The organism is Nonomuraea sp. LPB2021202275-12-8 (assembly GCF_037044575.1).
Lineage (GTDB): Bacteria > Actinomycetota > Actinomycetes > Streptosporangiales > Streptosporangiaceae > Nonomuraea.
The window spans coordinates 1-16,807 of record NZ_JBAHWD010000052.1 but is presented as its reverse complement, the minus strand read 5'-3'; the positions used below and the strand labels follow the sequence as shown (position 1 = coordinate 16,807).

The following is a 16,807-nucleotide window of genomic DNA, read 5'->3' as shown; positions in this document are numbered from 1 at the left end:
CCATGCCTGCTAGACAGTGTGCCGTGCCCAGCCGGCAGCCGTGGGACGTGCGTACATCTACCCGACCTGCCCCACGCTGGTGGTCTGCTGGGCTACGAGACTATCGGCCACCAGAAGTACCACAAAAACGGCATCCCCCTCCATATCGGGATCAGTCACGAGGATGCGAGCTTGGCCCTCGTCTCCAAGCTTCACCGGGCGTTGGAGGAGGCTGGTCGCTGCGCTGCCAGCCTTGCGTCTGATGTCGACATATGCACGCCGAGGCCCATCCGTGACACTGACGATCGCCCTCATTCCGTTCCACTTGACCGCAAGGGTGGGTTGGCCAACTCTTGCGACACCCCCGCCTGCCACTGTAATGAGGGGAGTGATCAACTCTTGCGGGCTAACGCCGCCATGCTCATACTCCTTACCCGCCTCGAAGCAGCAGATATTCGGCCCAACCGCCACTCGAACGTCAGGGTCCCACCGCCATGGATAGGTGGGGCCTGTGGTGGGAGCGTCAAGCTTAAGCCTGGCGCACCGACCCTTACGTTCGACAGTCCATGCAAGATCTAAGTGCGCCTTGGGTAGGCCTCCCGGAAGTAGGAGGAATCCGTGATCAGTAATGACTCGAACACTCCTCCAACCTGCCTCGAGGAGGTCTGAGATCCGCTCTGCTACTAGCTGAAGCTCTGCGTCAAGCGCACGAGGAAAGGATGCCGATTGATTGTGCCCCTTGCCATCAATGTCGCCAGCCTCAGTCCAACCCCGCCCTGTCGGATCCCCAGTCTCGCCGTCGCGCAAAACCTGGATACCTGCATCACCCAGCGCCTTGCGGAGGTGATCAGCAGTTGCCGCAACAGAACTGCCTACTTGCGCCGCTCCAAGTTGGTCACCAGGACCGAACGCCGCCGGAACTGGACTAACGGCGTATTTTGAAGTCTTCGTTATAGTGGGCAGAGATGCCAACGAGGTTTCAATCGCCACTTGCGCCCCGGCTTGCTGGAGCAGGTGAGACAGACGATGCGCAAGATCGAGCCGCAAGGCATCGATAAACATGACGCACTCACCGTCGGACACCTCTGGGAGCGGCTTTCCACACTCTGGGAACGAACCTGACTCCAGAGCCAAGCTGAGCGCGTTCTGGAAGACTTCCGCCGAGCGCTCGAGCCAGGGCTTGTAGATGGCTCGTAGCGCCTTTCGCACCGCGGCAACGTCTGCCGGACTGCTCACGGCCGCCGACGCAGCGAGTGCTGCGGCATCCACCATCCAACCGTGAGTTTCATAAGCAGTCGCCATTTCGACTGGTGTGCCCACAAAAACGGCAGACACGGACAGTGTCGCCAAGGTATGTAGATGACCGACCGCAATCGCCAAAGGAGCCTGGCCCAATTGAGCCCATACCCATCCACGTCTAGCGCCGTGACGTGTTTCGAATCGGGCTATAGCGCTGCTGGCTTCCCCCGGAAGTGCGCCGTCTAGCTCCGCAAGTTGCGCACGCAACTCACTTTCCAACTCGTCGTTGTGCTGAGGCCACGAATCGGGAAAATGGGAATCTATCCCATTAACCCGGCCCAGCAGCGCAGGAATCCCCGCATAGCGCTGCGGTGCGTCGACGAATCGATCCCAAACCTCAGACCAGGGACCATTGCGGCGTCCCAATCGCTCAGCAGCAGCAAGATTTCCCTCACGGATATCGAAGCCGTACTTTGCGAGGCACGTTGCCGCGAATGAGTCATGGATATGCCCCGAAACAATAGATGCTGGCTCAGATATCCACAGAAGCAGGCTACGTGCCGGATCCGGTGTAATTAGTTCATCCAAGTCACCAGCACGAAGCCGGCCCAAGGCCCGTAATTGGTTGATCTCAAGCTGAAAGAGAACAGAACCCGTCCGCCCTAACGCTTGCTGCGTGGCTTGATCCGAAGCGAGGTCTAGGTTTGCCCCTGCTGGACTGCGAAGCCACGATCCTACATTCCAGTCGCTCCCGTTTGATTGAACAAACAGTGCTCCAGAGTACTGCAGCTCCGCAAGCGGTCGAAGCTCAAGTGGGCAATCTTCAACGGCCCGCAGATCATTCCGCCCGAATCCGGGGAGATAGACGATTGGGCACGTTAGCTCAGTATCACTGAGAGCATCAATCAACGAGTAGTCGAGGTCGCCAGCAAGAAGACACCGTACGTAATAGGCGGAACCGCGACGGTAGGCGGGTGCATAGTCCCCCAGCTCACACAACGGCACATTCCGCGCACGAAGCAGCGGAATGATGGCCTCAAAGGATCGTGTGGGATCCGGCCACAATATAGCTACAGGGGCCACTCGGTCGTTTGCGTTTGTCGAGGCGCTAGTTCGCAGACCGTCGATGAGTCGGTCTAGAATCGTCTTCATGATGCCTCATCACCAAGCGTCAATTGATGCAAAGGTTCAGCTCTGATTCCGGAAGAGCTTCCTATAGCTCGAGCGGCCTGCTTCTCGGCTATCGACAAATGGAGGTCGTTGATTCGGGATGTGCCGTCCTGATTCTTGCCGCGGTCAGGTCGCCAGTGCACTTTAACGGAATGACGAAGCACCTTCGCCATGATGAAGGGCCGAATATTTATGCGTACACCATCATCAAGGTCAGGCTGCCATCCGATTGGCTGCTCCTTCGGCGCCTTCCAGCGAGCATAGATGTCATAGGGTGGTTCTCCATCAAGGATAAGACCCAGTTTCTCCTGCAAAGATCTTGCGCTCGCCAGGCGAACATCTGCCCCAGGGACACTATTCTGAGCTGCAAGAGCTTGCTGTTCTATCCATGAGCCAAGGGTCGCATAAGTAAGCTTCTCGAGTTTGGCACGCGTGAGGGCCTGATAGTTCAGAAGAGCCGAGAACCCATCCTTACGCCCGTCGGTCACATGCCAGATAAATGGGCGATCTCCAAATATCTTGCAGTGCTGTGAGAAAAAGCCGGTCCAAAGCCATTCTTGAAGTGACCTGCCACTATAACCTGCGTCAGCTAGAAGACGATCAATAAGGCTCGCGTGAAACTTATCCTGATATGCGTCGGCAAGTAGCCTTACCAACCGGTCACTCGCCGACAATTCTCCATGTACAGCTGGCAAGCATACGATACCGTCGTTATCGACGTTTCGGTCCAACCCGTCAGCCTTTTGATCCGGCCAGGAGTAGCCGCATAGACGAGCGACAGCGACTTGCAATGGATGGAGGGCATCAGGAATCACACCGTCGAAGAGCCATTGCGTAGGATCGCGACTATACGGCTCGGATGGAGTCGGCGAACTGGAAGCAAATGTCCGCCACGCCGCAATATCGAACGGCACCTTCACTAAAGTAGCATTGGTTACATTCAGCTTCGAGTCGATCTTTTGAACGAGGTCACGATACGCTCGACTTCTACAGAAGTGCCAAATCGCATCGAAGTCCTCCGGCGATCTGGGAGTAATTATTGCGACATTCGAATCGAATAGTTCGCCACTATAAATGGCCGCTTGCAAGTTCATTTGGTTTATTGCAATGCCGGGCTTACCCCACGCGGAGCGACCTCGCTGGTCTATGTTGTGGAGTCGTTTCTGATTCTCTCTTCCAAAACGACGTAGTCGACCATTGCCATCTTCCCATAGGAGCGCAAAGCTGCACCCTCCATATGGGACGCTAGAATCTGCCGTGGTGGTTTGAAAGCGTGCCCAAACTCCTTGATCAACGGGCACTTCCCAGAACATGCGGATAAATCTGGGACCATCTCCTGAAACTATCCCCGCATAACTATCGGCATAGGCTCCAAGCAGTTGATGCGAACTAAGGCGTTCCGCAAGGATTGTTGAGGACGGGTGCCGCACCTGCGCATCCTGTGAAATCGCTCTAAGGTCGCTATTGAGTAGACCGTCGCGCTTCTTTGAGGGCTCAACAGTGCCAGTTAGGTCGAGCGCATACATTACAGTTTCACGAGAGGGCTGCATCGTGCCCACTATCAGCAGCACCACATTGACAACCGCACCACCGATCGCTTCGAAGGCTCCCCGGCCAAGGCGCGCATAGAGGTGGAAGGATTGCTCCTTGAGCAACATTCTCCGCATGTCTTCATAGCTGCTGAGAGTTGTCCAATTTTGTGGACTAACCGTCCCGTAGGCCCCACCGCTAACCGTCATCTCTGCACAACGCAAAACGAAGGCAGCGGCTAAGTCGTCCTTTCCTTCCGCATATCTCTGCTCGCAAAACTTGCGCAAGACATCATCCTGGCGCCGACGAGTAAGATATGGAACGTTAGTAGTGACCAGATGATATTGCTTGGCCAAAAGCGAAGCTGCCTTGGCTAGCGACGCCGCAGCCTGGCCGGCTACGACCGCTACAGGATTATCTTGCTCAAGTTCTAGAGCTCGACTTACCAGAGGCTCGAGTTTCTCCCAGTCCGCAGCCAGGAGGCCCCCAGCTTGCCGCTTAGGATCGATCAAGCTCCCCAAAGTGGGAGCCTGTTGAAACAGCTCGTGTAGGGATTGCAGCCCGTTTCTAAGAAGCTCATCGTCACCTGCGAGCCGAAGCCAGTCGGCTAGTTGTCCACCGACCCCAATCCCTGAGCATGCCAGATTCAACGATGGCAGCGCCCGATAACCACCGCGCTTCCAAGCCTGCAGCATCAGAGCGAATGCCGCGATCTCGATGCACCGCTCGTCTATCTCAAGCCCAAAGAGATTGTCACGAAGTACAGCATCACCTGCGGATCTCGCGTCGAGCGATTCCTGTTCCATGCGCATCGCCGTTAGCATGTCGAACATCTCGATGAGAAAGTGACCCGACCCGCAACAGGGATCTATGCATGTGAGGTCGGCTGCACGATCGGGCCATTCCGAAAACTTTCCAGAGGCAGGCGTTCCATCTTCGAGGTAGCGCAGGAAGATGAAACTAGAGTTGAGTGGACTGTTAGGATTTCGACTCACCCACCACGCTCCTAGGGTGTTTTCTAGGAGGAAGCGGACCATGTAACGCTCGGTGAACAATTGCGTGACAGCAGGAAGCTCTGCTGAACCAATTTTCACTTCGCTACGATTTACTTCGTCCTTGCGAGCTTCTTGCCAATACTGGTACACCCACCCCAGAGCATCATCTGACTGGAACATCTCAGGTGTCAGCTCGTCCAGGACCCGTTCGAGAGCGATCCTTCCTTCGGGCGCAAACTTGACCATGAGCAAGGGGTCAGTTATTCGAAATATCCCCGGTAGCATGCCAGATGCGAAATCCGCGGCGATGGTCCATCGATCCGCCCCCGGGGTGGAGGAGGCTATCTCTTCACAATCTTCGAGACTAATAGACAAGTCCCATTCTGGATGCACGAGGAGATCATTTTCTGCAAGGAAACGCGCAAAGAGCATTCGGTGCCATTGCTCGTAGGCACACGCCCGTACCAGCTCGTCGACATCATTGCCTAGCTGCCGTAGACGTGAGCGAAGCGCCACCCTGAGCCGTCGTTCCTCAGCGCTTAGGGTCCGAGGCGCGATACCCTGGACCACGCCCAAGGTATCTAGAGCCGTACGTGCAGCCTGCTCAGACATAGTGCGGGCACGACCAACAGCACGTTGAAGACGTGCGCGAAGGTCACTGGCCAACGAACTCATGTGCACTCTCTCACTCAACTGGGGAGAACAGGGCTGATAGCCACTTGCTCGGTGAGCAAGGTGCGCAGCTGCTCCACGTAGACGTTGACATCCTCAGCCGTGTGCAAGGTCCGTTTAGGAATCACGACGGTCTGCACTGACGGCTCAAGCCGCCGAGCAAGATCGCCAAGCAAGGCTTGCGCTTTTGTGGGAACTGCGTCGATGCGATCAACCCACGCAGCGAGCGAGCGCAGCTCTAGTGCGGTCACAAGTTCCACTGTCGTTCCCACCCCCGGAGCCTTTTCGGGAACGAGACCGAAGTTCTTCAGAGCCGCTTCTCGATCATGAGCTGGTATCTCTGGCCAAAGAGCCGAAGCCTCAATACCGCCAATTGCCGCATTCAGTGCATCCTCATATTGTGTGAACAGCTGCTTCAGACACAACCGTAGGTGGCTGGCCAACTCCTGCAAGGGCCTGGCCACCGGATCCACCGCGTCAAGAAGTGATCGGTTAGTTGAGATCGCCTGTATCTGCACCCGAACGTCCTGAATCTTGCTCGCTAGCTCGGGATCGCCGCCACCAGGAGTCCCCACTGCGGCCAAGCGCTCCAGCACCCGCCACGTCTGCAGGCGCCCGGATGCCAGCTCGGCCTGGCTGTTCCACAGTTTGAGACGGCGAGAGAGGTCAACGTGGTTTTCGGCGAGCCTCACCACCTGTTCAACGCCGGTTAGACCGAGGAACTCTTGGAGATCGAGAACATCGGGACGCGGCGGCAAGGGCGCTTCGCCACCAGCCTTTGCAGCTAAGTCCAGGATTGCTTGGAGGACTGTCGATGCGTTGCCGGCTTCTTCTCCAGAGGACACCCGCCTGCCGACGACTTGAGCAAGACGCCGGAAGGCCATCTTCTGATCCACCGAAGCGGAGATAGTCTGATTCCTGAGATCAAGCGCACCGAGTTTTCCAGCGGTGAGCGTAGAGGGGTCGACTATGGTGCCGTTGAGCCTGGCAACGAGTACGTCCATTCTAAGAAGGAGCAAGATCAGCGTTGCGACAGCGTCCTTGGGCCAGCCGAACGGGGCTCCTTCGAAGTGCTTGAGAACGTCCTGTCCCCGCTGACCAGCACCGATGAACATAAGCAGTTTCTTGGCGGCAGGATGCTCTCTCACCTCCCCCGTCCAGTTCACATGCTTTAGCGCGTCGAGCTTACCCAGCAAGGTATTTCTAAGGGCACTATCCCATGCCGCGCTGTCCACGATCTTAAAGTCTGAAAACATCCGATCGGCAGCTATTGATCCAGCATCTACGAGTCGCTCTCTGAGAGACGTTCCCGAGACTTCTCCCCCGCCGCCACGATAAACCGTAGCGGCGCGACAGAGGGCACTGATCTGCTCCTCGAGTTCCCGGGCGTACCGCTCCAGACGACTCTCCATGGACTTCCTAGCATTACGACCCTCATCCGAGGTAGGTATCGGTCGAGTTTGTACGACCTCGGATGTTGCCAGAAAGTTGATCAGCGCCGCCTTCAGCGCCTCCGCATCTTGGTTGGGGATGAACACATGGACCGTCGGATCTTGGCTTCCCTTGGCGGCCGCCTCACCTTTAACCGTCCTTTCGTCCGTACTCCATCCATCGCGGACCCAATACTGAATAACCGATGTGTCGGGAGACGGGGCTGCATCACCGTACGAGAGCACGGTCTTTCGCGGAGTCTTGCTCGTCCCATGCAGCACCGCGACCTTTCCCAGCTGCCCTTGTATGGCAGCTTTAAGTCTACTCGCGCGCTCTACTGCAATTCGCGAGTCGTCGCTGCGGATTCGCGCATGTCGCGAAATGAAGTCGGCCTGCCACTCCTGCCCCTCCGGAGTCTGAAGCTGATAACGCCCGTCAGTCTCCTGCAGAAGGCCTTCGCTTACTAGCTCCTCAAGTAGTGCTGGCAATTGTGCACGAAGTTTTGGACCGTCAGCTGCGAGGTCCTCAACAAGGAGGTCCGCCACAACGCCGGCAGTGGCGCGGATTCCTAAATCAGTTGCAGGATCTTCGGGAAGTTGGTTTACCAGGTAAACTGCCGAGCAGATTCTGGCCTTCAGTAAGCCGTTTCCAGTCTGCTGGCGTAGCCGTTGAATTCTCAGATCGACATCTCTCAATAGTCGACCGCTATTAGTCAATTCCCCGCGTTGCTGGTCATATAGGAAGTCAATTGCCACCACCGTCCCGAGATCTCGGTCGGCCACAAATTGAACTGCTTCATGGGTGATTCTTAGCTGATTACGCAGATGTGCGGATACTCCTGAGTCCAGAGCTCTAAGGAGGGCTTCCCACAACCTACGTCGCGCAGGCAGAACCGGATAGTCCGCAGCGAGCACCGAGGAATCCGCGGCAGTCGGACCAATGCGCGACCCGTTCAGTTCACGGCTGATCTCACCGGAAACGATTTCTAGGGCTTCATCGAGCTCGGCCTTTCGCGATTGGTCTTTGGGCAGGACAACCTGGCGGAGGACTTCTTCAACATCGACGTCCTCTAGATGCACCAGTACGGAGAACCTGTCCTTCAGCTTTCGAAGCACCGGAGTCGCGGTTAGCTGACTCTGACCAGTAGCGACAATGAGAACTCGGCGCTGAAATTCCCCTTGTACAGCTTGAATAATCTCCTGAACGTCCAGCATCCGGGAGTTGTTATCATCAATGAATTGCTGCAGCTCATCTAGGATGATCAGGGCCAGTGGTATTCTCCCAGCCACGTTCGACTGCGCATTAAACACATCCCGAAGCGTCATCAACAGGTCGTCGATAGCGATATCTGCGACATTAGGATATGTCTGCTTGAGTGCGTCTTTGACTGCCTGAGGCGAGTCCCCAAATCCCGGTATCGTCATGAGGGAGTTGTGTACCTCTGGAGAGACGCCCATATTTGTGAGAGCGTCGACATCCTTCCCTCTTTTGCGCAGCTCCTCGAGAAATTTCTCCTCGTGTCCATTCGTTCGCAGATAGAGCATCAACCGGGCTTGTGCGTATTTTTCTGGCAGTCCAGCTGCGCGAAATATGATCGAAAGAAAGGCCAGCTTTGCACTGGTTCGAGAGCCAGCCGACAGTGTCCCAGCAGCAGACCAAAGTCCTCCCTCTCGACGCCCAGCCCCAGAGAGTTCTGTAGCATATACACGGATCTCCTCGGGAAGGCGGAGGAGATCCCTGGCCCGAACCCCTTCAGGTTCGAGTAGTGTGTCGCACCAGAGATGCTGAAGGACGCGGACAAATTGCGACTTCCCCGAGCCGTAGAATCCGCTTACCCAGACGGACGGCTGATGTTGACCCGTACGTCCCAGATTTGCCAGATATTGGCCGAGAACGCGTTCAACCCCATTTTTATATCCGCCGGTCCAGACGAAGCTCCGCAGCTCGTGACTTAGTACTGCCCATGCGCCATGGTTGTCTAGGCGGTCAAACTTGGCAACGCCATCATTCGGCAACCGAAAATTTCGGGGGTCAGTTGCGAAGACCTCCCAGTTTTTTGTCATGGCGCGGTCTCCGTAGCAACGATGGGGCGGGCTAGATAGTTCCAACCATCACGTGCGTCCAGAAATCTGTAGTTGTTACCTTCGTGACTGCCAGGAAAGAATACGAGAAGTCGGCCCGATATTGCTTCCTGCAACTGTACGACAAGTTCAGATACACTGCCGATGCCGAACAGTCCGCTTACCCCCGTAAGCGCGACCACAGTATTTGCGTCAACGTTCGCATCGTGGGCTTGACTACAGATTGCTTTTACGATATCCCGTGGGAAGTCGATCTCGAGGGCGGGGCCGAGCTCATCAGGTTCTTCAAAATAGGCTTCACGATATTCGTGTGAAATCAACCATTTCCCAAAGGCGTGAGAAAGGTCAATTTCTAACCATCCATGACCAGCCCTTTTTGTGGCGAGCTCGAACTCAGCCTTATGTAGGCGAACACGCCTCTCTTCCGAGGGCGGATAGATTACCATCCAAACCCGTTCCGCCTTGGAGAGGTTACTTGGCCACCTTAACGAAACCTCACGATCGTATGCCTCCGCAAGGCGCTGAACGAGCGTGCTCATTTTGCCTCCGCTATGATGCCCTCAAATAGACGGAAGGTAATCTCAACGACATTGCCGGCCGCCCTCAATTCAAGGAGCGAACGGCGAGCTGCCTCAACGCATGCCTCGCGCACAGCGGCTTGCTCTAGACCGAGGCAGCCGAAAAGAGCAGAATCGAAGATTGCACTCCCCGAAGCTCCTGCTTTGTGAGCCAGCCACGCGACATAAGCTGCACTCGCTGCTCCGGGCTGAAATTCTGCACGCCGCACAGGCACACCCCTCGTAATTCCAGCCATCGTAGACGACGCAAGCGCGTTTTCTGCGATCTTATGCAGGCTGGCCGGACCATAGGTTGCGCCTGCCTTTAGCACGACCTCAGCGAGTGCCTTGTGAGAGACGATCGAACCTGGCGGCTGGCGGACGATGTAAGCGATGGCGGACCGCAGCACTGGATCATGCGAGCAAGCAAGCACCAGGGCCAGGATCGACTGCTCCCTCGGATAGTGGGAGTAGAGCCTGCGAAACACAGTGAAGGCCGGCATGGTTGAGTCGAGGCCGTAGAAGTAGGTGAGCTGGCGAAGCGAGTTCTGGCGTGCTTGTCCAGTGCCCTTGGCAAGGAGGTTGTCCTCAATGATCGCGGATCGCATCGCAGCATGATCGGCCTGCTGATCCGTGGAGGTCAACAACGACTCCAGATCGCCCAGCGCAATACTGCGCCGGACGAGCATGGTTCGCGTCCCTTGCGTTGCTCGCCCCATTAGCCGCTTCACCCTCGACTTGATCTACTAGCTCATGGTTCAGCGTAGTAGCTGCAGGGGCAGATCCGCACGCCAATGGAGACCACTCGTGGGACAGCGAGTCCGTTTTGGGTGATTTGCAGATCTCGTTCCTTCACGAATATGGACATATGGGCCATTTTGTAGCATTATGTCCGAGTGGAGCACTAAGGCGGGTGGGTGTGGAAGTGCAGTCCTTCGCGCCAGTTCCGGGTTCGCTTGCCACCGGACGATGTGGTGGCCGCCGCCGCGCGTACGGGACATGTGCGGGATGATCATGTGAGCAACATAGACTGTTCGGAGCGCTTCAGCAGCTCACCCATACAAGGCGACAGTTCACCCGCGCCCTCTCCTACAGCGGGATTGGATCTGTCCCGCTTGGTGTCATGGGTCGGTTTCACCGGTTGCCTGGCAGAGGGACAGTCGCCATGTCTGGTCCTTCGGAACGTGCTGCGAGGCGGTCGACCAACGAGGCTACGGCGATTGCCAGGTCCGTGGGCCCCTGGTTGAGATCCAGGACATGCACGTGGACTCTGATGTTCGAGTTCTTGATCCGGTACGGCTCCGCCGACGGCCTCCCGGAGGCATAGACGAGGTGTCCCTCGGCAAGGCCGAGAGCGGTGCAGTAGGAGATCATCTGAAACAGATGCCCTGTCGGCGGAGCACCGTCCAGAGTCCGATACTTCGCGTCCACGACCACGGTGGGCCGACCGTCGCGATAGATGAGGATGTCGGGCTGGAAGAGGACCCGCCTCTGCTGATCGAGCCGATGCCCTTTCTGGGCCACGCAGCGCAAGCTGTGCGGCAAAAGCCCAGTGGCTAATTGTCTGGTGAGGAAGCGTTCGAAGATCTGGGCCATGTTCAGGATGAACCCGTCGATCTTTATTGCCTGCGAACCCTCCTGTTGTAGCGAGGCCCCAGAGAGAATCAGTTCAGCCAACTGGAGCGCGGGTACATAGCGCTCGTTGAGCCGGGTTGGCCGCCACAACGGCAGCGGTGCCCCGGGTCGGACGAGGACAACGCCGACGAGCCGCCCGCTCAGGTGGCGTAGCAGCGTGATCGTGGTGTCCGCGACGCCAGGCAGGGTCTGGGCGAGCTCGATTGCGCCGAGCAGTATCTGGTTCTCGGGAATGTCGGCCAGGTAGTCGTCGTAGGCGACTTCGATCGCGGTGGGCAGCCCCATCCGGCGGCTCAGCTGGGCGCTGGTCCGGATCCGGCCCCGCACGACGGTGAGAGCGTCCTCGCGGTGGACATAGCCGTGCAGAACCCCGCCGCGAAGCACGCGCTCTGCTGCGCGGGCGAACACGGTGGCGAGTGCGGGTACGAGCAGGTCGTCGGTGGCAGCGGTGATCTGGTGGTGTTGCCAGATATCGTCGTTGTCACCGAGCAGGCCAAGGAGCCGCTGGACGGGCAGTTTCGGCTGGATGCGTAGCTCTATGGCGCCATCGTTGTGGCCCAGCCGTACTGTCCCAACGCGCTGGCGGCCCGCGAGCCGCCACCGTCCACCCACGGTCGGGGTCATGATGACCAGCTCGGGGACGGTGGCCAGCGTGGCGACCTGCGCCGGAGTCAGGGGCCGGGGCGGACTGGCGGTGGCCTCGGCGAGGTGGAGATGCAAGGTCATGGCAAAGTGTGGCCGAGCGCGGCGAGCAGGACCGGCAGGCCGTACTCGGCCTCGATGTCGTCGAGTTTGCCGTAGAGCTGGTCTTCCAGCAGGGGCAGGATCTCCGCCGTCCAAATGAGTTCCAGTCCGCGCCGGGTGGCCACGTTGGGCGTCATCAGGTAGGAGGGGCCGATGGCGCGGTCGGGGTCATTCAGGCGGCGGTTGACCTCCTCCAGCAGGAGCGCGGGTAGAACGGGGAGTTGCTCGCGCTCCAGCCAGCGGCGTAGCAGCCCATCGACCGGGAGCCGGTCCGGGGCCATGGCGCGGAAGACGAACCGGCGGCGCATGGCCGCGTCGATCAAAGCCACCGAGCGGTCGATGGTGTTCATCGTGCCGATGACGAAGACGTTCTTGGGCAACTTGAACAGCTCGTCCGGCGAGTACTGCAGGGTGATCTCGTGGTTGCGGTACTCCAGCAAGAAGTACAACTCACCGAACACCTTGGCCAGATTGGCGCGGTTGATCTCATCGATGACCAGGGCATAAGGCCGGTCCGGCTCCTTCTCCGCGGCCTCCACAGCGTTCTTGAAGGGGCCGGGCACCAGGTCGAAGCCAATCATGCCGTTCTCGCCGAGCCGGGGGCGGAAGCCTTCGATGAAGTCCTCGTACCCGTAGGAGGGGTGGAACTGCACCAGGTTGGTACGATCAGGGCCGGCCAGCGCCTCACCGAGTTTGGTGGCGAGGTAGGTCTTGCCGGTGCCGGGAGGGCCGTAGAGGATCATCTGCCGTTTGGCGGTCAGCAGGTCGGCGGTCTCCTGTAGCCAGCCGAGTGGCATGAGCAGGTCGTCGGCGAATTCCTGAGTGAGTGCTGGGATAATCAGGTCGCGGGTCTCGTCCTGGGCCAGCACCTCGTCGGTGAGCTGTTCCTCCAGTCCGGCGCCGGTGGCCAGCGCCGCGATCACACTGGTCAGCTCGCCGATCGTCATAGCGGTCTTGAGCTTGGCCTGCGCTTCCTCGGGGAGAGTCTGGCGGCTCATAGGAATGGGGTTCCACTCGACCGAGCGGCGGCGAGCCAGGCTCCGGCCGGCGGAATCGTCGTAGTACGCGTCGCCGGTGATGGTACCGACGTAGACGGCATCGCCGTCGACAGTCGCGATTAGATCACCAGGCTGGAAGCCGCTGAGGAAACGCCATAGCTGCCCAGCCGCGACGTCCTTCCTGCCTTGTTTGGCTTCGGGAAGCCCGGCAGCGACGGCGTCCTTGACCTGCTGTCGGGACGCGCCGGCCGGTAGTTGTTCAATGTCTGAAAAGCTGACTGAGCAAAACCCATCGGCCAGCCACACTGGGATCGCGTTGATGCCGTCGACGTTGGCCCCTCGCACCAGCCAGCCCTTCTGCGGCCGTGGTGGCGGAGGCGGCTCCCAGCGAGACCGCCAGGGCTCGTCATAGAAGCTGAACCGTCCAACGTGTTCTGCTTCGATCTGCTGGCGAATGGCGTATATATCACGATCGAGATCCCCGGTCGGCTCTGCCAGCCGGTCGGCAAAGGCATCCCGGATAAGCTGCTTGTTGCGCTCAACCGAGACCGGGGCGAACACATCGGGGAACAGTAAAAACAGCAGCACGTGGAACTGCGCGCGGGCCCGCGACTTGCCGTCGTAGTCGGTGAGCACCGATTCGGCCAGGTCCCGGAAGCGCCACGGATCCCGCACAGCCGATTCCCGTTCGTCGAGCGGTAGCTTCACCAACAGCTGCGTGAGGCGGATGAGGAACGCGAACTGGGCCCAGCGGTAGTTGAGGAACGCTTGGCCACCTTTCATGTAGCCCGGTGAGGTCGCCGCAGCCAACTCGTCGGGCACCTTCACCTCGAAGGATGCCCACGACAGCACGCTGTCCAGGATCTCGAATTTGCGATTGACGCCGATTGTGGCCGGGCTCAGTGGCATGACGTTGAGATAGAGCAGTTCGGCGGCAAGCACGATCGCCTCGTCGCTACCCTCGGAAATCTGTCGTTTGAGCTTGACCAGGAACTCGTCAGAGGACTCGTCGAAGTTCTCCACGAACCGGTGGAACAGCTCGTCCGCGGCATCCGTTGTCCAGGCGCGCAGGCCGGGAGCAAACGAGGACTCCCCTGCCAGAACACCACCTACGACTACCTGGCGTGCCGCTCGGCATACGATGACGCCCTGTTCCCAATCCACCATAAGTCCCTTCCGCATGAAGTGTCCTACACATCCTCAGGCATCTTGCATGACGTTACGCTGGGTTGATCAGAAGGCATTTCTGGTCTTCGAAGACCTGGCAGGTCAGAGCGTGCTTGGAGATGTCCACCACGTCCAACGTTCACCGCGGGTTGAACACGGCAGCCAAGCTATGCCAGACGAACATCACCGCCTCGATCAACGGCCAAAGGACCCTCAGAAGCACGGGACCTGCGCGGGATGATCGCGCGGCGAGTACCGCTGAGGGTATTTGTGCAGGTCATCCTTAGCGAACAACCAGTAATGCCAGCACTCTTCTACAGCAAGTGCCGCAAGTTCGAACCCTTCAGGGGGCGCTAGCCATCTACGTGGCGCAAGCTGCCCAGGACCAGGACGTTTAACGCTCGCTAGCGATGACGACGAGTTCGGCTCCCTGACTCGTCACGGAACCTCGCACGCTGTTCAAGAGGGTTTCGAGAAGGTTGAGCCGGAAGCTCTCTTCCATAGGACTCAGGCCTCCGGCTCGCTGGTACAGCACCTTGCTCAGATGAGGTTGGACAATGACCACCCGGGCCTGATCCCTTGGGCTTCGACAGCTGAGCGCATCCAGCAGGTCCTCTCTGCTATCCACCCGGATGCCCTCCACCCACGTAGCCGGCTGTGGTGCCGGTGACGACTCGAGCCGGTCCCGCAATCGGGACGGGTCGAGGTTGATCAAATTCTTGCTTGCCTGACTCGCCACGATTTCGTAAGGCCCCACTGCAATGCGGCGCGACCGGGCACTGCTCTTGGCCGCTTTGACATGGATCAGGCTCAAGGTGCCGTCGTTGTCGATGTGCACGAAGTCAGCAATCTCGCCAGGCCCGTCATCGCAGGTCAGCCAACCAGATGAGAAGGCGTTAACAACCCAGCCGAAGAGCGAGAGGTCGCCGGCCATGCCCACCTTGCTGTGGATCTCCGCCGGTGAAGACCCGATTGGCTTTTCACGGGCGATCTCGTAGCCAGTGAAGTCGGCCCACTGCCAATGATGGAAGGCATGCGGTTGCACGTGCCGTTGGAAGATGCTTCTCCCGTGGATCATGTGCCCCGATTCGTAATAGATCTTAATGAGTTGGTCGCTGTACTGCAACGCATCCAGGACTCGCCGGGCCTCAGGCAGACTCGTGGGCTCATTGTGAAAGCCAAACCGCACTCGAACAGCGCCAGATTCCAGCCGCACAACTCCTTGGAGCGTTCCACAATGAGCGCCTTCGAGGCCTACGTCTACAACGAAGTCCGCCGAATCGCACTGCCCGCGTACCTCAAGAAGCGCTCGCTCCAGCAGCTGCGCCGCATCGATTAGTTCGTCATAGGCGCCGAGCGCCGACGACAGTTCGTCGGGAGGTGTGGTGGCGAGATCAAACGCGTTGTGAACGCCCGACAGGTCATAGGATCGAACGGCCAAAATGGGAAAGGGGCGAACGACCTCGGCGCCAGCATTGATCGTCTCCTCAAGAAGCCGAAGCGCCTCTAGAACCATCTCAACGAACTCATCGAAGTAATTAGTGCCCCTTCCCCAGATGAGAGCGTCACTCGGCGTTGTTCCGATGCTGCCAGTGAGCGCCTGGCGTGAGTCCGCGGGTGGCAGGCTGGCTCGAGCGGAGGAGAAAGCGAACGAGCTGTCCTCCAACGGGTTGAGGGCGTCCTGAAGGCGTTGGCCGCTGAGGTTCTTGGTGTCGGGACGGGTGGCCCGCCGAGTGTGCGTCCCTTGCAGCCACAACCCTCGCGCCTCTCCCTGGAGCAGCGCCCCTTGGAATACCTCCGGCGGGACTCGGACGAAGGGCGGGATCGGCGGGCGAGTAAGCCACCGCTGCAGCCGACCCTTGAGATGGTTATCGCAGTAAACTGCGACGAATTCCTTGTACGTGAGCGCAAGAGCAAGCGAATGCCGGGTGTCAACGAATCCGGTGTGGTCATTCGCCCAACTCGGCCGGGAATCCTGCCGATAAATGAAACCGTTCACACGGTAGGGCATGGCGTCGTCCACTGCCGCTATACCGTCGGCGACAATAACAGGCGGCTCCTTGCCTGAACGTTGAACTGGAACCTTAAGGAAATCAATGAGCTGCGATATCGCTCGCTTCTTATCCCTAGCCGTGTTCCGAAGAACGATGATCGAGAAATACGGTCGAAGCCATTCTGGCTGAATCACGGGAAGGGGGTGTTCGTCGGGCATCGCCATGAGCCGACGCTAATCCGCCCTGCCGCCCGTTCGCTAGTCCTCGAATAGATGATTAACGAAAATGTGATCCAGATAGCAATCAAACCTTATTTATTTGCCCTATTTCGCTAAATGTCCAGGATCGGCGTAGCTTGGCCGGATTATCAACGGGCCTGGGGGCGTTCTGCGGGCGGGCCAACAATTGCGTACCCTGGGAGGACGTGATCTTTGCTCTGCCACCGAGACCGGGCCGCGTGACGATCGGCAGGTTCGACTACATCCAGGTGCGAACAAAAGCCAGCCTCGTTGGATGTTGGGACATTCGCGGGATGATCTTTCAGATCATGCAAGCGGCGCGAGGCATTCAGGCAGGTCAGGGCACGTACATCAGCAGTACAGCCACCCCTCTCCT

The 16,807-nt window shown here is 58.5% G+C and carries 9 protein-coding genes; 1 reads left to right on the top strand and 8 read right to left on the bottom strand.

The genetic code is table 11. The features are described from left to right. Nucleotides 1-57 precede the first annotated feature (57 nt). From pglZ to V5E28_RS45635, 8 genes are all read right to left on the bottom strand, one after another. On the bottom strand, nt 58-2,370 hold the full coding sequence (gene pglZ, locus V5E28_RS49895) for a BREX-1 system phosphatase PglZ type B (protein ID WP_442945983.1): 2,313 nt from the start codon (nt 2,368-2,370) through the stop codon (nt 58-60). Then, complete coding sequence (locus V5E28_RS45665) at nt 2,367-5,588, bottom strand: Eco57I restriction-modification methylase domain-containing protein (protein ID WP_336216516.1); 3,222 nt, start codon at nt 5,586-5,588, stop codon at nt 2,367-2,369. The genes pglZ and V5E28_RS45665 overlap by 4 nt, the downstream gene beginning before the upstream one ends. Before the next feature lie 14 nt (nt 5,589-5,602). Next, nucleotides 5,603-9,079, bottom strand: a complete 3,477-nt coding sequence (gene brxC / locus V5E28_RS45660) for a BREX system P-loop protein BrxC (protein WP_336216515.1) — start codon at nt 9,077-9,079, stop codon at nt 5,603-5,605. Beyond that, nucleotides 9,076-9,636: a hypothetical protein gene (locus V5E28_RS45655; RefSeq protein WP_336216513.1), complete on the bottom strand. Its 561-nt coding sequence runs from the start codon at nt 9,634-9,636 to the stop codon at nt 9,076-9,078. The genes brxC and V5E28_RS45655 overlap by 4 nt, the downstream gene beginning before the upstream one ends. Beyond that, nucleotides 9,633-10,343, bottom strand: a complete 711-nt coding sequence (locus V5E28_RS45650; RefSeq protein WP_336216511.1) for a hypothetical protein — start codon at nt 10,341-10,343, stop codon at nt 9,633-9,635. The genes V5E28_RS45655 and V5E28_RS45650 overlap by 4 nt, the downstream gene beginning before the upstream one ends. A gap of 445 nt (nt 10,344-10,788) precedes the next feature. Next, entirely contained in the window at nt 10,789-12,015 is a 1,227-nt protein-coding gene (locus tag V5E28_RS45645) for an McrC family protein (protein ID WP_336216510.1), read from the bottom strand. Further along, on the bottom strand, nt 12,012-14,213 hold the full coding sequence (locus tag V5E28_RS45640; protein ID WP_336216509.1) for an McrB family protein: 2,202 nt from the start codon (nt 14,211-14,213) through the stop codon (nt 12,012-12,014). Before V5E28_RS45640 ends, V5E28_RS45645 begins: the two co-directional genes overlap by 4 nt. A 379-nt stretch (nt 14,214-14,592) precedes the next feature. Beyond that, complete coding sequence (locus V5E28_RS45635) at nt 14,593-16,416, bottom strand: hypothetical protein (protein WP_336216507.1); 1,824 nt, start codon at nt 16,414-16,416, stop codon at nt 14,593-14,595. Between the two features lie 200 nt (nt 16,417-16,616). Between V5E28_RS45635 and V5E28_RS45630 the strand changes: the two genes are divergently transcribed. Next, nucleotides 16,617-16,807: hypothetical protein (locus tag V5E28_RS45630; RefSeq protein ID WP_336216506.1), on the top strand; the 191-nt coding region annotated here is incomplete at its 3' end.